Annotated in this window: 17 protein-coding genes; 11 read left to right on the top strand and 6 right to left on the bottom strand. The window is 49.9% G+C overall.

Going from position 1 to position 21,943, the window contains the following annotated elements; all coding sequences use genetic code 11:
* Positions 1-22: 22 nt before the first annotated feature.
* Complete coding sequence (locus B5D50_RS06170; RefSeq protein ID WP_078921713.1) at positions 23-739, top strand: DUF3581 family protein; 717 nt, start codon at positions 23-25, stop codon at positions 737-739.
* Positions 740-771: 32 nt separating this feature from the next.
* Here the strand turns inward: B5D50_RS06170 and B5D50_RS06165 are convergent, their stop codons facing one another.
* From B5D50_RS06165 to guaB, 3 genes are all read right to left on the bottom strand, one after another.
* Positions 772-2,058 carry a hypothetical protein gene (locus B5D50_RS06165; RefSeq protein ID WP_078921712.1) on the bottom strand — a complete coding sequence of 429 codons (1,287 nt, stop codon included), beginning with the start codon at positions 2,056-2,058 and terminating at the stop codon, positions 772-774.
* A gap of 3 nt (positions 2,059-2,061) precedes the next feature.
* Positions 2,062-3,639 carry a glutamine-hydrolyzing GMP synthase gene (gene guaA, locus B5D50_RS06160; RefSeq protein WP_078921711.1) on the bottom strand — a complete coding sequence of 526 codons (1,578 nt, stop codon included), beginning with the start codon at positions 3,637-3,639 and terminating at the stop codon, positions 2,062-2,064.
* Positions 3,640-3,731: 92 nt separating this feature from the next.
* Entirely contained in the window at positions 3,732-5,189 is a 1,458-nt protein-coding gene (gene guaB / locus B5D50_RS06155; RefSeq protein WP_078921892.1) for an IMP dehydrogenase, read from the bottom strand.
* Positions 5,190-5,293: 104 nt separating this feature from the next.
* Here guaB and xseA point away from each other — a divergent pair, with 104 nt between their 5' ends.
* Positions 5,294-6,628, top strand: a complete 1,335-nt coding sequence (gene xseA, locus B5D50_RS06150) for an exodeoxyribonuclease VII large subunit (RefSeq protein WP_078921891.1) — start codon at positions 5,294-5,296, stop codon at positions 6,626-6,628.
* A gap of 80 nt (positions 6,629-6,708) precedes the next feature.
* On the opposite strand, the gene trxA is transcribed toward xseA, so the two are convergent.
* Positions 6,709-7,578 carry a thioredoxin gene (trxA, locus tag B5D50_RS06145; RefSeq protein ID WP_078921710.1) on the bottom strand — a complete coding sequence of 290 codons (870 nt, stop codon included), beginning with the start codon at positions 7,576-7,578 and terminating at the stop codon, positions 6,709-6,711.
* A 252-nt stretch (positions 7,579-7,830) separates the two neighbouring features.
* Between trxA and B5D50_RS06140 the strand changes: the two genes are divergently transcribed.
* On the top strand, positions 7,831-8,445 hold the full coding sequence (locus B5D50_RS06140) for a CBS domain-containing protein (RefSeq protein ID WP_078921709.1): 615 nt from the start codon (positions 7,831-7,833) through the stop codon (positions 8,443-8,445).
* Here the strand turns inward: B5D50_RS06140 and narL are convergent.
* On the bottom strand, positions 8,390-9,040 hold the full coding sequence (gene narL / locus B5D50_RS06135) for a two-component system response regulator NarL (RefSeq protein WP_078921708.1): 651 nt from the start codon (positions 9,038-9,040) through the stop codon (positions 8,390-8,392). The genes B5D50_RS06140 and narL overlap by 56 nt on opposite strands.
* The gene (locus tag B5D50_RS06130; protein ID WP_234975812.1) at positions 9,030-10,892 is read right to left on the bottom strand and encodes a histidine kinase; all 1,863 of its coding nucleotides are present in this window, start codon (positions 10,890-10,892) and stop codon (positions 9,030-9,032) included. Before B5D50_RS06130 ends, narL begins: the two co-directional genes overlap by 11 nt.
* Positions 10,893-11,164: 272 nt before the next feature.
* Here B5D50_RS06130 and B5D50_RS06125 point away from each other — a divergent pair, with 272 nt between their 5' ends.
* The 8 genes from B5D50_RS06125 to B5D50_RS06090 are packed head-to-tail and all read left to right on the top strand — an operon-like array spanning position 11,165 to position 21,909.
* Positions 11,165-12,445, top strand: a complete 1,281-nt coding sequence (locus tag B5D50_RS06125; protein WP_078921707.1) for an MFS transporter — start codon at positions 11,165-11,167, stop codon at positions 12,443-12,445.
* Between the two features lie 21 nt (positions 12,446-12,466).
* Positions 12,467-14,074 (top strand): MFS transporter, encoded by a 1,608-nt coding sequence (locus tag B5D50_RS06120; RefSeq protein WP_078921706.1) that lies wholly within the window; start codon positions 12,467-12,469, stop codon positions 14,072-14,074.
* 19 nt (positions 14,075-14,093) lie between these two features.
* Positions 14,094-14,486 carry a TusE/DsrC/DsvC family sulfur relay protein gene (locus B5D50_RS06115; RefSeq protein WP_078921705.1) on the top strand — a complete coding sequence of 131 codons (393 nt, stop codon included), beginning with the start codon at positions 14,094-14,096 and terminating at the stop codon, positions 14,484-14,486.
* 5 nt (positions 14,487-14,491) lie between these two features.
* Positions 14,492-18,244 carry a nitrate reductase subunit alpha gene (locus B5D50_RS06110; protein WP_078921704.1) on the top strand — a complete coding sequence of 1,251 codons (3,753 nt, stop codon included), beginning with the start codon at positions 14,492-14,494 and terminating at the stop codon, positions 18,242-18,244.
* Positions 18,241-19,794, top strand: coding sequence for a nitrate reductase subunit beta (gene narH / locus B5D50_RS06105; protein ID WP_078921703.1), 1,554 nt, complete (start codon positions 18,241-18,243; stop codon positions 19,792-19,794). The genes B5D50_RS06110 and narH overlap by 4 nt, the downstream gene beginning before the upstream one ends.
* The gene (narJ, locus tag B5D50_RS06100; RefSeq protein WP_078921702.1) at positions 19,791-20,474 is read left to right on the top strand and encodes a nitrate reductase molybdenum cofactor assembly chaperone; all 684 of its coding nucleotides are present in this window, start codon (positions 19,791-19,793) and stop codon (positions 20,472-20,474) included. Before narH ends, narJ begins: the two co-directional genes overlap by 4 nt.
* A 1-nt stretch (position 20,475) precedes the next feature.
* A complete protein-coding gene (gene narI, locus B5D50_RS06095; protein ID WP_078921701.1) occupies positions 20,476-21,153 on the top strand; it encodes a respiratory nitrate reductase subunit gamma in 678 nt (225 codons plus the stop codon).
* A 3-nt stretch (positions 21,154-21,156) separates the two neighbouring features.
* Entirely contained in the window at positions 21,157-21,909 is a 753-nt protein-coding gene (locus B5D50_RS06090) for a peptidylprolyl isomerase (protein ID WP_078921700.1), read from the top strand.
* The last annotated feature ends 34 nt before the right edge of the window (positions 21,910-21,943 follow it).

The following is a 21,943-nucleotide window of genomic DNA, read 5'->3' as shown; positions in this document are numbered from 1 at the left end:
CCTTTATTCATTGTGAGTTTTTATGTTCCTTGATGAGTTTCATCGTGCCGAAGGCTCCACTGTGCGGATTAGCGCTCAACAAGCGAGCCGCTTTGCCAAAGAGCTTGCGGATGATTTTAATCCGATTCATGACCCTGAAGCCGCACGTTTTTGTGTACCCGGTGACTTATTGTTCTCGTTAGTGCTGGCTAAATATGGGGTTAGCCCGAAAATGAGTTTTATTTTTAAGGGCATGGTGGGAGACAATGATCCTTTGGATTTTAGCCCCAGTGAAGCTAATGAATTTAATATCAGCAATGGAGCAGATAAAGTCTACTTACGGGTAGAGCGTTCAGGAGCAATCATTAAAAATCCTAGCTTAGCCGAAACCCTGAGTCGTAATTATGTCGCTTTTTCTGGACATAATTACCCTTATACCATTCAACCGCTGCTAACTGCGCAAAATGTGATGCTTAATCCAGAACGCCCGCTGGTGATTTATGAGCGAATGCTATTTGAATTAGATAGTTTGATGGTTGAAAATCCGATATTAGAAGCTAAACAAGCCGAGTTAATCGTCAAGGGTAAACGGGGTGAAGTGAATTTGAATTTTGTGATTAAATCCGATGGTATTGAAGTCGGGCATGGATTTAAGCGGCTACTGGTCAGTGGTTTAATTCCACATGAGCAAGCGGTTGCAGATAAATTAGTCGCCGATTATTTACAACTCAAACACAATTATCAAGCAGCTGCTCAATAGCCAATTCGAGTCTAAGGGATGACTGATCATTGCTACTCTCTATAAGCCGCGAGTAGCAAAAAAACAACTGAAGCTGCGAACCACATCCACACTACATAGCGCAAATTCCAGCGCAAAGCATCGCGCCCAGCTACTTTAAACTGACTGTACAACATGACATTCGTCCCTGAAATGGGATTAGCGACCACCCCTAAACTCCACATGGCTAGAAATAAGGTCGCCAATAATTCCAAATCCGGCTTCAAGGGTAATACTAGCGGACCGACTACCGAGATACTAATAATCGGATGAATCCCCAAGATCGACACTAAAATAGCTGCCGCTAATAAGATACTCGCCTCAAGCCCTGTCAATTGCTTCAACCATTGCAAATCACCAACACCCACCAATACCGTTTGCAAACCTAAGGTGAGGACGCCAGCACCTAAAAATAAACCTAATTCACGCCCCATTCGTGGCGCCGCACTGGCCGCATGTTGATACAGCTTCACACCGGCTTGACTGGGGTCACGCCAGCATAATACGCCGAGAACGAGGCCGATTGCACTCATCGAGACTAAAGCCAAAACAGTAATCTGCGGGAAAATTAAATGTAAACTGATCACTGCTAACGCTAACACGGCGGGAATAACCACACTGTGTAGATGCATAGGGTAGCCGGGGAAATCAACAAGTTTTTGTAAGTGCCAGCCACCGGCTAAGAGCGTAATTAAAATAAACGAGACCAGCGTCAGCAACCCACCGAAGGCCATCACCTGCAATAATTGCGCTCCTGGTGCATAACTTAGAGCCACACCCATCGCCGCAAAAAAAGGTGACCAGAAAGCCGCTGCAGAAAAAGCTTGGCTAATTAAACTCACCGTATCTTGCCGCAATAAACCTTGAGCATGATAACGCCCCGCGACCAGCACTAAGATAGATAAATTAATCACAGCCCCCAAAACATGTACACCGAGCAAAGTCTGCAAAAAAGCTAAGCGTCCACGCGGTAAAACACCTGCTGCTTCCTCAGGTAAAGCCACCAAGCGCAAAAAACTTACACTGTATAACATCACCAACAAACTATTATTTTGCACTAGCAAACTAGTCAAGGTCAGCTCTGCGCCTCGAGCTAAGCCCCACATTAATAAGCCCACGCCCATCCCTGCTAGCAGCAGAAATTGGCTGAAACTACGCCAAGGTGTGAAACTGAACAACAGGGCAAAACTGAGCCAACCGCATAAACCACTCAGCCAAACAGGACTAGTTGGCTCAAAGATATGCAGGAAATTGAACAGCGCCATCAAGGCCAGCAAGAAGCTGGCACTGAAGCGGAGCATGACTTATTCCCACTCAATCGTCGCGGGTGGCTTGCCGGACACATCATAGACCACCCGTGAAATACCTTTGATTTCATTAATAATTCGGCGTGACACCAAATCGAGAAACTCATACGGCAAGTGCGCCCAGCGAGCTGTCATAAAATCAATGGTTTCGACCGCACGTAAAGCAATCACATAATCATAACAGCGCCCATCGCCCATCACGCCTACTGATTTCACCGGCAAAAATACGGCAAAGGCTTGCGAAGTTTTGTCGTAAAGATCATGTCGATAGAGTTCTTGAATAAAAATATGATCGGCTAACCGCAATAGCTCAGCGAACTCTTGCTTGACTTCACCTAAAATACGCACGCCTAAACCAGGGCCGGGAAAGGGATGACGATAGACCATAGCAGGCGGCAAGCCCAGCTCTACCCCCATCACACGCACTTCATCTTTGAATAGCTCGCGCAAAGGCTCAACCAATTTGAGTTGCATATTCTCAGGCAGACCACCGACATTATGGTGTGATTTGATCACATGCGCTTTGCCCGTTTTGCTGCCTGCGGACTCAATCACATCAGGATAAATCGTGCCTTGCGCTAGCCACTTGGCTTTACTGAGCTTTTGTGCTTCCTCATCAAAGATCTCAACAAATAAGCGCCCAATGATTTTGCGTTTCTTTTCAGGATCTGTTTCACCCGCTAAAGCTGTTAAGAAGCGCTCTGCGGCATTGACGCGAATCACTTTTACGCCCATGTGTTGGGCAAAGGTCGCCATCACTTGATCGCCTTCTTGATGGCGCAATAAACCCGTATCAACAAAAACACAAGTTAGTTGCTCACCCAACGCCCGATGCAATAGTGCAGCCACCACTGAGGAATCCACCCCACCCGACAAGCCTAGAATGACCTCATCCTGACCGACTTGCTCACGCACTCGTTGAATACTGTCTTCAATAATATTGGCCGTCGTCCAAAGCCGTGCACAACCACAAATATCGACCACAAAGCGTTCTAATAAACGTTTACCTTGGCGAGTATGGGTGACTTCGGGATGGAATTGCACCGCATAAAACTGCCGTTCTTCATCCGCCATCCCTGCAATCGGCGCACCCTCAGAACTCGCCATTAGTTTAAAACCCGCTGGCATTTCGATGACTTTATCACCATGTGACATCCACACATCCAGCAGGCCAAAACCTTCTGGCGTGACTTGATCTTCAATACCTTGTAATAGCTGAGTATGCCCCCGCGCGCGTACTTGTGCATAGCCAAACTCACGATGATTCGAGCTGGCGACTTTGCCACCTAACTGAGCAGCCATCGTTTGCATGCCATAGCAAATACCTAAAACCGGCACACCCAAGCTAAAAACATTTGCCGGTGCAAAGGGTGCATCACCCGCCGTCACCGACTCAGGACCACCAGAAAGGATAATACCCTTCGCCCCAAAAGCAGCTACCTCAGCTTCGCTCACATCCCAAGGGTAAATTTCGCAATACACGCCCAGTTCACGCACACGCCGTGCAATTAATTGGGTGTATTGAGCGCCGAAATCGAGGATTAAAATACGCTGGGAATGAATATCTTGGCTCATAAATCTGTTCTCAAAAAAAAATCCCCTAAACGGGGAGTGAGCTGAAGTTGGTAAAAAGCTGATTAACCGCCTTTTACCAACACAGACAGCGCTTAAACACGGTAATTGGGTGACTCTTTAGTAATGGTCACATCATGTACATGTGACTCGCGCATCCCAGCACTAGTAATCCGCATAAACTCTGGTTTACTACGCATCTCATCTAAATTGGCACAGCCTACATAACCCATACTAGCACGTAAACCGCCCATTAACTGATGCACAATCGCCGACAAAGGCCCCTTATGCGGCACACGCCCTTCAATTCCTTCTGGAACAAGTTTATCTACCGCATTTTCCGACTCTTGGAAATAGCGATCACTCGAACCTTGTGCCATTGCGCCTAGAGATCCCATGCCTCGATAGGATTTATAAGAGCGACCTTGAAATAATTCCACTTCGCCAGGAGCCTCATCCGTGCCAGCAAATAAACCACCGAGCATCACGAGATGCGCACCCGCTGCGATTGCCTTAGCAATATCCCCCGAGAAACGAATCCCACCATCAGCAATTAACGGAACATCCGTGCCTTTGAGGGCAGCCGCGACATTCATCACTGCCGTAATTTGTGGCACGCCCACACCCGCAACAATCCGTGTCGTACAAATTGAACCAGGACCTATCCCCACTTTTACTGCATCAGCCCCTGCTTCTACTAAGGCTAAGGCAGCTGCACCCGTAGCAATATTGCCGCCTATGACTTGAATATGCGGGAAGTTCTGTTTCACCCAACGCACCCGATCCAATACCCCTTGCGAGTGACCGTGGGCGGTATCGACCACAATCACATCAACCCCTGCGGCCGCTAAAGCAGCCACACGCTCTTCCGTACCATGCCCAACACCCACGGCGGCACCAACGCGCAAACGCCCTTGATCATCCTTACACGCATGCGGGTAATCATGCGATTTTTGGATGTCTTTCACGGTAATCAATCCGCGCAATTGGAATTGATCATTCACCACTAAGACTTTTTCAATCCGGTGTTTATGCAATAAAAACTGAATTTCTTCCTTTTCAGCACCCTCACCGACGGTGACTAAACGCTCTTTCGGAGTCATGATGGTACTAACGGGAGCATCAAGATGCGTTTCAAAGCGTAAATCACGCCCGGTGACAATACCGACTAAATCCTCACCCTTCACCACTGGCACCCCTGAAATTCGCTTCGCCCGAGTCAACTCAAGGACATCACGAATCGTTGCATCCGGTGCCACCGTAATAGGTTCTTTAATAATCCCGCTTTCGTATTTTTTAACCTCACCTACTTCTTGAGCTTGCTTGGCAATACTCATGTTTTTATGAATGATGCCCATCCCACCCTCTTGAGCCAAGGCTATGGCTAAGCGAGCCTCAGTGACGGTATCCATCGCTGCAGAAACCAGCGGCAAATTAAGATGAATGGTGCGAGTCAGGCGGGTTTGTAGGTTAGTATTCGCTGGCATAACTGTGGAGTGGGCAGGCACCAGCAGGACATCATCAAAGGTGAGAGCTTCCTGAAGAATACGCATAGGAGTGATCCGGCTCTTAAAATAAAAGCGCTTCATTATAAGGTTTGGCCTAGACGCGGTAAACTGCTATCACACAAATGTCTAAAACCTTTAGTATACCCACTATGACTAATCAACGCCTCGTCCTGAGTGTCTCGCAACTCAATGCAGATGTGAACCAATTGCTAATGCAGGGCTTTCCAGAACTTTGGGTGGAGGGTGAGATTTCTAATCTCTCTCGGCCGAGTTCTGGGCATCTTTATTTTGTACTCAAGGATAGCCAAGCGCAGTTAAGATGTGCTTTGTTCCGCCCTAAAGCTTTAGGTTTGCGGATCAAACCCGATAACGGTAATAAAGTTCTTGCCTACGGGCGGCTTGGTCTTTATGAACCTCGCGGCGAGTATCAATTTATTATTGAGCGCATGGAGGCAGCGGGTGAAGGTGAACTGCAGCGGCGCTTTGAAGCGTTGAAACAATATTTAGCGGCGACTGGCCTGTTCGCGAGTGAACAAAAACAAGCCCTCCCCCGCTATCCACGCTGCATTGGCATCATCACCTCACCTACCGGTGCAGCCGTACAAGATATTTTAAATGTACTCAAACGCCGTTGCCCGCAAATCCCAGTCTTGATTTATCCCGTCGCAGTGCAAGGTGCTACTGCCGCTCCACAGATTGTACGGGCTTTGCAACAAGCAAATCGTGAACCACAGTGTGAGGTGCTGATTTTGGCAAGGGGGGGTGGCTCACTTGAAGATTTATGGGCTTTTAATGAAGAAAGCGTTGCCCAAGCTATCTATGCCAGCACACTGCCAATTATTAGCGGTATTGGTCATGAAATTGACTTCACGATTGCTGATTTAGTGGCTGATTTACGCGCCCCAACCCCTTCAGCGGCTGCCGAGCTGGTCAGCCCTGACTCTGCGAGTCTGTTAGCTAGGATTAAGCACCTCGAACTCCAGCTGCAACGTTCCATGCAACACCGATTAACGACTCGCCATCAGCAGCTAGCTGAATTGCAAAACCGCCTCCACCGTCAACATCCACTCAATTATTTGCAGCAGAAAACTCAACGTTTAGATGAACTTGAGTTCCGCTTACGGCGTGCTTTAGCGCTTAAACAAGAACGAGTCAATCTGCGCCTACAGATACTTCAGCAACGTTTGCAATGGCAAAATCCTAGCTCAGCTATTCAAGTTTTACAGACCCAACTGCAGCAGCAGCGCCAGCAATTACAGCGCTGCATCGAACAAAGATTACAGCGTAAAAGTCAGTTATTTAGTTTGCAAGCAGCACGTTTACAAGCCTATAGCCCATTGGCTACTTTAGAGCGGGGTTATGCTTTGGTAATGGATGAAAAACAGCAATTAATTAAACGTATCCAGCAAGTAAAAACTAACGACCTTATCCAGATACAGTTACAAGATGGCGTGATTACTTGCCAAGTCGTTGGTGAGAGTTAGAAAACGGCTAGCTACTTAGATTTGATCACCTTCAGAAGACTTCAAGCCCCCTAAAAAGAGGGCTAGTCGCAAAACTGAAATCAATAAAGCAATGAAAACATCTTGCTACGGTATTTTTTCACTAAAGGATCACTTGCGCCCAATAAATCGAAGCTTGCAATTAAACCTTGTCGGCCTGCATCGTCGCCAAAGCTACGATCTGCTTGCATCACCTTTAAATACAACGCTAAACCCTCTTCAGTGCGACCTTGTGCAACACGGATTTTAGCTAATTCAATCATAGCGGCATAATCCTGTGGGTTGTCTGCAAGGCGCTGTTCTAATTCAGAGGTGTCTTGCCCTTCAGACTGCTGTTTTAAGCGCGCCAGTTTAATCTCAGACCGCAAGTTTTGGATCAGCTCAGGCTCAACTGAGTTGGCAGGAACTTGATTCACCATAGCTTCGGCTTGATTCACATCGCCCGATGCCAACCACATCGCAGCATAATCTAAAGCAGCCTCATAAAAGTCCGGCTCATGCTGCAAGACTTGCTCCATTAAATTCATCGCCCCTGCTAAGTCGCCCTCCTCTTGCATCATCAGCGCTTGCTGACGATAGGGTTCTGTCGGGCGCGTCCGATGTTTATTCAGAAACTTGCGGATTTCTACCTCTGGCAAAGCCCCCATAAATTCATCAACGATTTTACCCTCTTTAAACAGCTTAACCGTGGGTAAGCTACGTACCCCTAATTGAGCAGCGAGCGCTTGGTTTTGATCGGTATTGACTTTAACCAGAATAAAAGCGCCACGATACTCATCAATCAACTTCGTCAAAACAGGGGTGAGTGTCTTACAGGGTTGACACCAGTCCGCGAAAAAATCGACAAGTACCGGGACTTGTCGTGAATTTTGAATCACGAGCTGCGCGAAATTTTGAGTATTCGCTTCAAAGATAAACGGTGACTCGGCCATATCCAACCATCCTAAAGAAAAACCAGAATGGCCTTAACAATAAGGCGGAAAATGAAAAATACAAGATTTAAAAAGAAAAACCACCCGATAATCCGTGTTTAGCTGGTTTCTACTCTAAGCAAGGCTCAGATCGCAAACCTTGATAACACCTCAGTGGTAATGAATCGTACTACCTCAGTGTAATTGCCTAGATCTGCTTTGATTGTTAATCTAGGCCTATCTATCCGATCAGTTCAATAAGGATAACGAGCTATGGCATTGGACAAGCAAGATTTTTTGGCTGCATTGCAAGACTATAGCGAAGACCCACCCATTCTCCTCGATGAACTCTGGCGTTTATACCAATCCGCCTTGCATTATGCACGATTACGGGAACAAGCCAGCCATCCACTCTCCGAACTCATGCATACCCCTGTGACCACGATTAGCCCGGATCATTTGCTAGCTGAGGCCTCTCAACTCATCTTAGAACAGCAGATCAGCGGCCTACCTGTTATCGAAAATAATCGTTTAGTTGGTATCATTACTGAAGGCGACTTAATGGCAGAGTTCGGTGTACCCGCACGGACACCACAGACCTCCAGAGTAAAAAAAGCCTTGGATTCGTGGTTACATCCACACATGCTCCATACCAGCAGCGCCACCACCAAAGTACGGGAGATGATGACCCATACTGTTGTCACTGCAGAACCCAATGACACGTTAGGCCAAGGTTTGGAATTACTGCGCCGCCATCAAGTAACTCGCTTGGTGATTGTGGATAAACAGCATCAGGTCGTTGGCATAGTGACCCGCTCTGACATCCTGCGTTTTACTTCTGCTGCTCCGCATACCACACCACCACCTCCAACCGCGAGCGCAAGTTAAGCTTACGTAATAGATGCTTGACATGTACCTTGACGGTACCTTCAGCGATATTAAGCTCCCGTGCGACCAGTTTATTACTTTTGCCAGAAGCCACCAGTTCGAGAATCCGTTGCTCTTGGTCCGTTAAACCTGCTTCAGAACGAGTTTTAGGTTGATTGCTATCATTACGCATGGCGTGTGCTAGCACATTGACCATCCGTTCGGTCAAAATGATTTGCCCTGCCGCTGCTTCTGCCAGTTTATCCACCAAATCTTCAGGTTCCATTTCTTTTAGCAGATAGCCATCTGCTCCAGCACGTAAAGCCGCCACTAAATCTTCGGTTTGATCAGAAACCGTCAACATCACCACTCGACAATCCAGACCCGAAGCTTTGATCACTTTTAGGACATCAATGCCACTCATATCCTTCATGTGCAAATCGAGCAAGATCATATCCGGCGCTAGCGTTTGTGCTAGATCAATACCTTCTTGACCATTGGAAGCTTCACCGATGATGGTAAAGCCAGGCACCATATTGACTAAATAACGCACCCCTTTTCTAAACAGCGGGTGATCATCCACAATCAACAAACTTTGCGGGTATTCATGCAGCATGAGCAATCCTTATATCATGGGCGAAGGATGAGGCACTGTTGGGAGTAAACTCAAGTTGGACACAAGTTCCACCTGTAGTGCGCAACAGGTATTGAAGCCTACCATGAAGAGCACGAGCACGTTCTTCCATAATGGCCATTCCATAATGATGCACTCCAGCCATTTTTTGGATACCCACACCATTATCCTCTATCTGTAAACGGATGCTGCCATCCAGTTGGGCTTGCAAACTAACCCAAGCTTGATCAGCCTGAGCATGCTTAAGGATATTCGAGAGGGCTTCACGCACGATTTGTAGCAGATGAATTTCTTCATTAGGGCTGAGATTGATCGACCCTAAGGCTAACTCTAATGTGATAGGCAGATGACCCCGTTCAGTAAATTCATGCGTCGTTTGTTGCAAAGCTCTACCCAGATCAGCGTCTTCCATGCGTAGGCGAAAAGTAGATAATAGCTCACGCAATTGTTGGTAAGAGCTGTTCAAGCCTTCACGTAACTCCTCCAACGCTTCAGTCACCTCCTCACCCTCTGCGGGGTGTTTGAGTGCAGTACGTAAGCGACTGACTTGAATTTTCATATAAGCCAGCGATTGTGCTAAAGAATCATGCAGCTCACGGGCAATCACCGCCCGCTCCTCCAATAAGGAAACACGACGATGCTGTTCACTACGCTGCTCTGAGGCAATGGTAATCCCAATGTGGTGGGATAAAGCCTCTAGCAGAGGCACTTGCCACTGTACCCGCTCTTGATCCGCAGGTAGATTGACCGCCAAAATACCATAGCGCTGTTCTGCGTCGGTTAAAGGCAGACGGAGTATCTGTTGTCCATCGGGCAAGTTATTCATACATAACATTTGGCTGCTATTGCATTCAGCGCAGCTACTGACCTGTTGACATAAGGGCGGAGGCTGTTGTGGATTAGTACTGGCAATCACTTTGCCTTGGGTTTCGCTGTCAGTTTTGAGGCAAATGAGACCATGATCTAAGCCTAAAACTGCTTCAGCATCGGTGAGAACCGTTTGAAACACCTCCGTGCTAGGGGACACCCCATGCAAGCGAGTAATAGAACGATACAACAACTCCAACGAACGATTGCTACGGGTTAACTCGGCAGTTTTTTGCTCTACCCGTGTTTCCAAATCCTGATAGAGCTTAGCGAGATCCTCTGCCATGCGGTTGAAGGCTCGCCCCAGTTGTCCAATTTCATCATCCCCGATGAAATCGGTATACACCGTTAATTTACCTTGACGAATCCGCTCAGTCAGCCCTAAAAGAGTGGTCAGAGGCTTCACTAAAATATTATTGATCAAATAAATCGACCAAATAACCACGAAGAGCGTACCAATAATGGCTAGTCCGAGAATCAGTCGCAGCACGAAAATCTTGGCTTCAGTCGCTTCCTCAATCTGCTTGACCAAATCGTTAAGCTGATCAACAAATGGCGGAATATTGCTTAATACAAGTCCCTGCCCTTGGCTCGTCGCTGTCAGTAGCTCAGGCTTGATTATATGCTGCCAATCATGCACAACCTGCTGATACACACGGCGCAAAGGCGTTGTGCTGTCTATGGGTAATACTGACTGAATCGCAGCGGCCTTAAGACTCTTTTCAAAATCTTGAATGGCTTGCGCTAAGGTGTCTGCAGAGGCCGAGGCAGTGACTTGTTGCTGATAGAGCGAGGCCATCCGCCAACTTTGCATCCGCAAACTACCCGCAAGATTGATCGCCTGCCCATTACCTTGGGTCGTTTCTGCGATCATCCATGAGGTAGACATACTCACCAAAGCGAGCACGGTAATGGCTACAATCATGCCACCAATTCGTAGAAGTAATGAGTTTTGCAGTTGCTTCATCTGACCAGCTCCTTACTGATCATCCATTGTCGCATACTCCCGCCTCTGTACTCACCCAGTTTTAGGGTGTACCTCCACAAACTTTTTAACCGAGCTACACAGTGTAGTGGCTTCAATATAGTCCTTTAATAACAATTAGATAGCACCCTACCTCTGCTACCACTTTGGTGGTAGCAAGCGTGATTTTTACTCCAACTCCACGACTAGCATAAGGTTTTTTTCAGGCGTAAAACAGCGGCTGAGTCGGCTTGGGCGAGGACATGAGAGAATTTATGGCAACACAAAACTACAAGGCTTGGTCAGTCTTGATTATGAGTACCGTGGCCTTCACGGTGTGCTTCATGGTCTGGATGATGTTTGCCGTTATTGGCATTCCCATCAAAGATAATCTGGGTTTGAATGAAACACAGTTCGGAATTTTAGTCGCAACTCCGGTACTGACCGGCTCACTGATCCGTTTGCCTTTAGGTATATGGACCGATAAGTTGGGAGGTCGTCCGGTATTCTTCATTTTGATGTTATCCACCATCCTACCTATTTGGATGATTTCTTATGCAACCGAATTCTGGCAATTCCTAGTCATTGGACTGTTTATTGGAGTAGCGGGTGGCTCATTTACCGTGGGTATAGCCTATTGCGCCCACTGGTTTGACCCAGATCACCAAGGCTTAGCGATGGGCATTTTTGGTGCAGGCAATACAGGAGCTGCGATCACCAAACTAGTCGCCCCCATTATCGTGGTTGGCTACGGCTGGACGATGGTACCTAAAGTCTATGCGATCTTAATGCTGGTCACTGCCCTCATTTTCTGGTTTTTCACTTTTAGCGACCCAAGCCATAAAGTGGGTAAAGCCGTCACTCTCCGTGAGCAGTTAGCGACACTGAAAGATCCTAAAGTCTGGCGTTATAGCCAGTACTACTCCATTGTGTTTGGTGGTTATGTCGCACTGGCCTTGTGGATGACTAAATACTATGTCGGTGAATATGGCTTTGATCTAAAAACAGCTGCATTTTTAGCGGCTGCCTTCAGTATTCCGGGCGGAATTTTACGTGCCATCGGTGGCTATTTTTCAGATAAGTTTGGCGCACATACGGTGACTTGGTGGGTATTATGGGTTGCTTTGGTTTGTTTGTTCTTCCTGTCTTATCCCCAGACCGTATTCACAATTCAAACCGTGAATGGCCCCAACACTTTTTCGGTCGGCCTGAATGCCACTTGGTTTACCCTTCTTATGTTTACCTTGGGCGTTGCTTTCGCTATCGGTAAAGCCTCCGTTTTTAAATATATCGCCGACGATTATCCACACAATATTGGGGTGGTGGCTGGCATGGTGGGCTTAGCAGGTGGCTTGGGTGGTTTTCTGATGCCCATTCTATTTGGTGTGTTACTCGATCTGACCGGCATACGTTCTTCCGCCTTCATGTTGATGTTTGGGGTGGTTTGGGTATCACTCATGTGGATGTATTTCACCGAAGTACGCCCCGTGTATGCGAGTCTTCATACAGATCAACAGGGTTTGCGCCCACCTACTCAGGCTCACTCACTCGAGTGATCTAAATCCAAGGAGCTAGCTATGCGTGACATTAAACACTGGGATGTGGAGAACCCAACATTTTGGGAACAAACCGGTAAAAAAATTGCTAACCGTAATTTATGGATTTCGATTCCAGCGCTCTTATGTGGATTCGCCGTGTGGAGTATGTGGAGCGTCATTACGGTACAGATGCTAAATCTCGGTTTTCCTTTTACTAAGGAAGAATTATTTACTTTGACCGCGATTGCTGGCATTTCAGGGGCAACGATGCGGATTCCTGCCTCTTTCCTGATCCGGCTGGCGGGGGGACGGAATACTATTTTTCTAACCACTGCCATGCTACTCGCACCCGCCATCGGTACTGGTATTGCCTTACAACATCCTGACTGGCCTTTATGGGCTTTCCAATTGCTGGCCTTATGGTCAGGCGTGGGTGGCGGTAACTTTGCTAGTTCCATGTCTAATATGAGTACCTTTTTTCCTAAGCGCTTACAAGGTACAGCCTTAGGTCTCAATGCTGGCTTAGGTAATTTTGGCGTGACGACGATGCAAATCATCATACCACTGGTGATGACCGTCGGCTTATTAGGAGCGCTAGCGGGCGAACCCATGATCTTACAAAAAGACAGTGGCTGGATTTTTGGCAAGATTGCCGCTGGCACGCCCACTTGGATTCAAAATGCAGGTTTTGCTTGGGTACTGTCTTTAGTACCGCTCTCCTTATTATGCTGGTTTGGGATGAATAACTTAAAAACCGTCTCACCTGATACGGGTAGCCCATTAATGGCTTTTCTGAAAATCACCTATCTTTATTCACTGGCTTTTATTCCCTCCATTCTCATGCTTTATCTATACCTACCTGCGCCGACAGGGTTGGGTTTATTGAATATGTGGATAGCGATTCCCCTAGATATTATGGCTGCACTCCTCGTCATGCGCTTAGCAGCTTTTGGCAGCATGAAAGAAAACATCACCAAGCAATTTACTATTTTTAAAAACAAACATACTTGGTCGATGACCGCTTTATATGTTGTCACCTTTGGTTCATTCATCGGTTTTTCTATGGCTTTACCCTTGGCCATTACTGTCATTTTTGGGTTTCAACATCTACCTGATGCGGCGGGTGTGATGACACATACCGCTAAAAATCCTAATGCGCCCTCAGCACTGACTTATGCTTGGATGGGACCTTTTGTAGGTGCAGCGGTTCGCCCTGTCGGTGGGTGGATTTCAGATAAAGTCGGTGGCTCAATCGTCACCCAAATTATTTCAACGATGATGGTGATCGCCTCCATCTCGGTCGGCTATGTGATGATGCAAGCCTATGCTTCACCCACACCGGAACATTATTTTCCAGCCTTCCTTGGCTTATTTATTGTGTTATTTGCCGCGAGTGGCATTGGCAATGGCTCAACCTTCCGTTCCGTAGGATTCATTTTTGACCGAACTCAAGCAGGTCCCGTACTAGGTTGGACTTCAGCAGTAGCCGCCTATGGTGCTTTTATCGCGCCCGTCGTGATTGGTGACCAGATTAAAGCGGGTACACCCGAAAACGCGATGTATGGCTTCGCTATTTTCTATGCACTCTGCCTAGTCCTGAACTGGTGGTTCTATCTACGCAAAAACAGTGAGATCAAGAATCCCTAAATTTCGAGGAAATAGAACAATGACGATTCAACAATACGACCCCAAGCTACAAACCAATCCCTATGCCATCTACAACCTCACCCTTGAAGTCGATGGCAAGCAAATCCTCACTGATCAAGAAGGTTACATCCAGAACATGGATGATTGGAGCGAAGGTTTTGTGGAAGCCCTCGCCAAACGTGAAGGCTTGGTGCTGACGGACGAGCATTGGGAAATCATTGAGTTCCTGCGTCACTACTATCAGGCACACGGGGTACAAGCCCCGGTGCGTGACATGCTCAAGCACTTCAAACAAGTGTGGGGTGAAGAGTTCGCTACCAACCATTACCTGCATGAAATATTCCCTAAAGGCGGCCCACAAAAGCAGGGCAATCGCTTGGCGGGTATCCGTAGAACCAAAGGGGAGCATTGATTGCTATGAGCCACTTTATTGACCGACTGAATTTTTTCAAACGCACCCAAACGCCCTTCGCCAATGGACATGGGGCGATGACCGAAGAGAGCCGCGACTGGGAAGACGGCTACCGCAAACGCTGGCAACACGACAAGGTGGTACGTTCTACCCACGGCGTAAACTGCACAGGTTCGTGTAGCTGGAAAATCTACGTGAAAAACGGCTTGGTAACGTGGGAAACCCAGCAAACCGACTACCCACGTACCCGCCCGGATTTACCGAATCATGAGCCGCGTGGTTGCCCGCGTGGCGCAAGCTATTCGTGGTATATGTACAGCGCGAACCGCCTCAAATACCCCTTGATGCGCCGCCAGTTAATGGAATTGTGGCGCGGGGCAAGATCCAAAAACCCTGATCCGGTAACAGCGTGGGCTTCCATCGTTGAAAATCCGGCGATGGCGCAATCCTACAAAACCCGGCGTGGTTTGGGTGGTTTCGTGCGTTCTTCGTGGGATGAAGTGAATGAGCTGATTGCAGCCTCCAACGTGTACACTGCCAAACAGTATGGCCCAGACCGCGTAATTGGTTTCTCACCGATTCCGGCGATGTCGATGGTGTCGTATGCTGCCGGAAGCCGTTACCTGTCACTGATTGGTGGCGTGTGTTTGAGCTTCTACGACTGGTATTGCGACTTGCCGCCGTCTTCGCCGATGGTGTGGGGCGAGCAAACCGACGTGCCGGAATCCGCAGACTGGTACAACAGTAGCTATATCATTGCGTGGGGTTCTAACGTTCCACAGACCCGTACCCCTGACGCGCATTTCTTTACCGAAGTGCGTTACAAAGGCACGAAAACCGTGGCGATTACGCCGGACTACGCGGAAGTTGCCAAACATGCTGACCAATGGCTGAACCCGAAGCAGGGAACGGATGCGGCATTGGCAATGGCATTCGGACACGTCATCCTCAAAGAATTCCACGTTGACAAGCCGAGCGAATACTTCACCGATTACGTGCGCCGTTACACCGACTGGCCGAATCTGGTGTTGCTGGAAGCGCGTGACGATGGTAGTTATCAAGCGGGACGCTTTGCGCGTGCTAGTGACTTCGTTGCTGGTTTGGGCGAAGAGCAAAACCCTGATTGGAAAACGGTGGCGATTGACGATGCTACGGGCGAAATCATTTCCCCGAACGGTTCAATTGGCTACCGCTGGGATGGAAGCGGGCAGTGGAATCTGCAACAGAAAGACGGCAAAACCCACGACGAGGTTGCGCTTTCTTTGTCTTTGGTAGCACGGCACGACACCGTGGTGGACGTTGCGCTGCCTTATTTTGGCGGTGTACCCAGCGATTATTTCCAAGGGAATACGCTCAAAGACATTCTCAAGTACAAATTGCCTGCCCGCAAAGTCACCTTGGCGGATGGTAGCGAAGGCTTGCTGGTTTCCGTGTACGACCTGAACATGGTCAACTACGGTATCAGCCGTGGCTTGGGTGACGATGACAGTGCCAAAGGTTTCGACGATGCCAACGCGCCGTACACGCCAGCATGGCAGGAAGCGATTACGGGCGTACCTCGTGACAAGGTAATCCGCATTGCGCGTGAATTCGCCGATACCGCCGACAAGACCAAGGGCAAGTCGATGATTATCGTCGGCGCGGGCATGAACCACTGGTATCACATGGACATGAATTACCGTGGTCTGATCAATATGCTCGCCATGTGCGGCTGCGTCGGGCAATCCGGCGGTGGCTGGGCGCATTACGTCGGGCAGGAAAAGCTGCGTCCGCAGACCGGCTGGTTGCCGCTGGCGTTTGGGCTGGACTGGTCACGTCCGCCACGGCAAATGAATGGCACGTCGTTCTTCTACAACCATTCCAGCCAATGGCGTTACGAAAAGCTCGAAATCAAGGAAATCCTTTCCCCGCTGGCGAACAAAGAGCGTCAATCCGGTAACTTGATTGACTACAACGTGCGGGCAGAACGCATGGGCTGGTTGCCTTCCGCGCCGCAACTCAATACCAACCCGTTACGTATTGCCAAGGCAGCCAAAGACGCGGGCATGAGTCCGGCGGATTACACCGTTGCCAGCCTCAAATCCGGCAAGATCGCGTTTGCAGCGGAAGACCCCGACAACGCGCAAAACTTCCCGCGCAATCTGTTCGTGTGGCGCTCCAATTTGCTGGGTTCTTCGGGCAAAGGGCATGAATACTTGCTCAAGTATTTGCTGGGCACAAAGCACGGTGTGCAAGGCAAAGATCTCGGCGAAATGGGCGGAGTGAAACCGCAAGAAGTGAAGTGGCATACAGATGCGCCCGAAGGCAAACTCGATTTGCTGGTAACGCTCGATTTCCGCATGTCCACCACCTGCTTGTATTCCGACATCGTGCTGCCGACCGCGACGTGGTACGAAAAGGATGACCTGAATACCTCCGACATGCACCCGTTCATTCACCCGCTGACCGCCGCCGTCGATCCGTCGTGGGAAGCACGGAGTGACTGGGAAATTTACAAAGGCATTGCCAAGGAATTCTCACGGGTATGCGTCGGGCATTTGGGCGTGGAAACCGATTTGGTGACACTGCCACTGTTGCACGATGCGCCAGCCGAATTGGGTCAAGCTTTCGGCGTGAAGGATTGGAAAAAAGGTCAATGCGACCTGATTCCGGGCAAAACCGCCCCAGCGATGATTGCGGTCGAACGCAATTACCCCGAAACCTACGCCCGCTTTACTTCCATCGGCCCCTTGATGGAAAAGCTCGGTAACGGCGGCAAAGGCATCGGCTGGAATACCGAAACCGAAATCGCGTTCCTCGGCAAGCTCAATCACCAGCACACCAGCGGCACGAATGAAGGTCGTCCGTGCCTGAATAGCGCGATTGATGCGGCGGAAATGATCCTGTCACTTGCCCCGGAAACCAACGGGCAAGTGGCGGTGAAAGCGTGGGCAGCCTTGTCGAAAATTACCGGCATTGACCACACCCACCTTGCCTTGAACAAGGAAGACGAGAAAATCCGTTTCCGTGACATCGTGGCGCAACCACGCAAAATCATTTCCAGCCCTACTTGGTCGGGTTTGGAAGATGAACATGTGTCATACAACGCCGGTTATACCAATGTTCACGAGCTGATTCCTTGGCGTACCTTGACAGGACGGCAACAGTTCTACCTCGACCATGACTGGATGCGTGATTTCGGTGAAAGCATGTTGGTGTATCGCCCGCCGATCAACACCAAAACCATCAAGCCGCTGCTCAACCAAAAGTCCAACGGCAACCCGGAACTGGCCTTGAACTGGATTACCCCGCACCAGAAATGGGGCATCCATTCCACCTACACCGACAACCTGATCATGCTCACACTGTCACGTGGTGGGCCGATAGTGTGGATGAGTGAAGACGATGCCAAAAAACTGGGCATTGTCGACAACGACTGGATCGACCTGTTCAACGCCAACGGTGCAATCGCAGCGCGGGCAGTAGTCAGCCAGCGCGTCATGCCGGGGATGGTGATGATGTACCACGCGCAGGAAAAGATTGTGAACGTACCCGGTTCGGCGATTACTGGCGAACGCGGCGGCATTCACAACTCCGTTACCCGCGTTTGCCCGAAACCCACCCACATGATCGGCGGTTACGCGCAACAGGCTTACGGCTTCAACTACTACGGCACGGTCGGTTCTAACCGCGATGAATTCGTCATTGTGCGTAAGATGACCAACGTCGATTGGCTGGACGGCGAAGGCAATGACACCATTCAGGAGGCAGTAAAATGAAAATCCGTTCCCAAGTCGGCATGGTGCTGAATTTAGACAAGTGCATCGGCTGCCATACCTGCTCGATTACTTGCAAAAACGTCTGGACTTCACGCGAAGGCATGGAGTACGCATGGTTCAATAACGTTGAAACCAAACCCGGTATCGGTTATCCCAAAGAGTGGGAGAATCAGGACAAGTGGAAAGGCGGCTGGTTGCGTCGTGCCGATGGCAAGATTGAGCCGCGCATCGGCGGGCGGTTTCGGGTGCTGGCGAATATCTTTGCCAACCCCGATTTACCTGCGATTGACGACTATTACGAGCCGTTCGATTTCGATTACCAACATTTACACAATGCGCCCGATAGCAAGCATCAGCCGGTGGCACGCCCGCGCTCGCTGATTTCTGGGCAGCGCATGGACAAGATCGAATGGGGGCCAAACTGGGAAGAAATCCTCGGCACGGAATTTTCCAAACGCCGCAAGGATAAAAACTTCGACCAGATTCAGGCGGACATTTACGGTGAATTTGAAAACACCTTTATGTTTACCCTGCCACGTTTGTGCGAACACTGCTTGAACCCTACGTGTGTCGCTTCTTGCCCCAGCGGTGCAATTTACAAGCGTGACGAAGACGGCATTGTGTTGATCGACCAAGACAAATGCCGGGGCTGGCGCATGTGCGTGAGCGGCTGCCCTTACAAAAAGATTTACTACAACTGGAAATCCGGTAAGTCCGAGAAGTGCATTTTCTGTTACCCACGCATTGAAGCGGGGATGCCGACGGTGTGTTCCGAAACTTGCGTGGGGCGTATCCGTTACCTTGGCGTATTGCTGTATGACGCGGATCAGATTGAGTCCGTCGCATCCACCCCGAACGAGAAGGATTTGTACCAGAAACAACTGGACGTATTCCTCGACCCATTCGACCCGAAGATAATTGCGCAGGCGAAGAAAGACGGCATTCCCGACAATGTGCTGAAAGCCGCGCAAGAGTCTCCCGTGTGGAAGTTGGCGATGGATTGGAAGCTGGCACTGCCATTGCACCCTGAATACCGTACTTTGCCAATGGTGTGGTATGTGCCGCCACTCTCCCCGATTCAATCAGCGGCGGATGCGGGCAAAATCGGCTACGACGGTGTATTGCCGGACGTGGATAGCTTGCGGATTCCGGTACGCTACTTGGCGAATCTGTTGACAGCGGGTGATGAAGAGCCAGTGAAATTGGCACTCAAACGCCTGATGGCAATGCGCCAATACAAGCGGGCTGAAACCGTGGAAGGCATCCACGATACCCGTGCGCTGGAACAGGTCGGTTTGTCTGAGGCGCAAGCCAAGGAAATGTACCGTTACCTCGCGATTGCCAATTACGAAGACCGTTATGTGATCCCGACCAGTCACCGCGAACTGGCACGCGAAGCCTTCCCCGAACGCGGCGGCTGCGGTTTCAGTTTCGGCGACGGCTGCGGCACTAGCACGGGGAATAACGAGGTCAACCTGTTCGGCGGGCGCAAGCAAACCGTGACCATGGTGCAGAAAATCGACTTCGTGAAGCAGGAGGTCAAGCCATGATTAAGATTTTTGCCGTACTGGCACGCTTAATGGATTACCCCACGGCGGAACTGATCGAAGCACGGAGTGCTTTGATTGACGTGGTGCGTGAAGAAACCCGTTTGCCGGTGAACTTGCGCGATTCCCTGAGCGCTTTTATCCAGCAATTGGGTACGGGCAATTTGCTGGATGCGCAGGAAGATTACGTGGCGCTGTTTGATCGTGGGCGTTCGCTGTCCTTGTTGCTGTTTGAACACGTTCACGGTGAATCGCGGGATCGTGGGCAGGCAATGGTGGATTTGCTCCAGCAATACCGCGATGCGGGGCTGGAGTTGAGTGTCAAGGAATTGCCAGATTACATCCCGTTGTATCTGGAATACCTCGCCACCCGCAGCGAAGCGGAAGCGGCGCAAGGCTTGGGTGATGTTCACCCGATTCTCGCGCTGTTATCGGCACGCTTGCAGGAACGCGGCAGCAATTACCATCTGTTGTTTGATGCGTTGCTGGCGATGATTGGCATCCAGCCGAACATGGGGGAATTGCGCGGTAAAGTGGCAACCGAACCCCGCGATGACACCGCCGCTGCGATGGATAAGGTCTGGGAAGAGGAAATGGTCGCTTTTGTGGAAGACAAAGGCGCATCGTGCCGACCCACCCAATCCACCAACCAAACCCACACGCTGCATTTTCGGGAGAACTGATATGTCTTACTTTGATTCACTTTTCTTTGGGCTGTACCCGTATGTGGCGGGGGCGGTGTTTCTGATTGGTAGCTGGCTGCGTTACGACCAAGCGCAATATACGTGGCGGGCAGGGTCTAGCCAGATGTTGAGCAACAGCGGAATGCGCGTGGCGAGTAACTTGTTCCATGTGGGCATTCTGGTGATTTTCTTCGGGCATTTGGTGGGTTTGCTGACCCCGCATTGGTTGTATGAACCGTTCATGTCTCCGGGCACGAAGCAAGTGCTGGCGATTCTCATTGGTGGGATTGCAGGGGCGGCTTGCTGGTATGGCGCGTTCTTGCTGTTCATGCGCCGCAAGAATGATCCACGGGTACGCGCTACGGGTACGACGATGGACTTGGCGGTGATTGGTATTTTGCTGGTGCAAGTGACGTTGGGTTTGCTGACCATCATTCCGACCTTGGGGCATTTGGATGGCAGCAATATGCTGAAATTGGCGGAATGGGCGCAATCCATTGTGTTCTTTAAGGGCAGCGCGGCGGCGCATCTGGCGGATGTGGGCTTTATCTTTAAGCTGCATATTTTGCTGGGCTTGACCATTTTCTTGCTGTTCCCGTTTACGCGCTTGGTGCATATCTGGAGCGTGCCGGTGCAATACGTGACTCGCCAGTATCAAATCGTGCGGGCGCGGGGGTAATTTATGGAAGTTGGAACGTATACCCCGGTGCGTGTTGGTGCGCAAGTGCTGACGGAGGAGGCGATTGCGGAGGAGTTGCAATACCACCCTGCGGCACAATTGGATGAAGCATGGCAGGCAGCGGCAACCAGCTTGGTGGTGAAAACCTTGCTGGAACAACGTGCTGCACAACTGGGTATCGAAGCCGCTAGTGAAGAAGAACGCACTGCCCTGTTGTTGGAAAGGGATATGCAAGTGCCCGATCCAACAGAGGCGCAGTGTCTTCACTATTTCCAGAGCAATCGGCAACGCTTTCAAACGCCAGTGTTGTTGGCAGTAAGTCATATTTTGCTGCCCGCCGCGCCGGATGATGTGCAGCAACGTGACCAACAGCGCATTCTGGCGACGCAATTACTACGGCAGTTGCAGGCTGACGCGGACAGCTTTACGGCTTTAGCCCAGCAATATTCCGCCTGCCCATCATCGGGGCAAGGCGGCAGCTTGGGGCAATTGTCGAAAGGGCAAACGGTGGAAGAATTTGAGCGGCAAGTATGGCGCTTGCCGGTCGGACTTGCCGAACAGCCGGTGGAAACGCGCTTTGGTTTTCATCTGGTGCACGTCGATCAGCGCGTGGAAGGTGAGCCGCTGGAATATGAGCATGTGGCAACGCGCATCCGCCAGTATTTGCATGAGCAGGTGACGCGGCGGGCGTTGAGCCAATACTTGCAGGTATTGGGTGCGGAAATTGGCGTTGAGGGGATTGCCTTTAGCCTATGACAAGCGCAAAAACTGGCTCTTTTTCAAGAGCCAG

The organism is Thiothrix eikelboomii (assembly GCF_900167255.1).
GTDB classification, from domain to species: Bacteria; Pseudomonadota; Gammaproteobacteria; order Thiotrichales; family Thiotrichaceae; genus Thiolinea; species Thiolinea eikelboomii.
The sequence above is the reverse complement of the archived record's forward strand: the minus strand, read 5'-3'. Positions and strand labels throughout refer to the sequence as shown.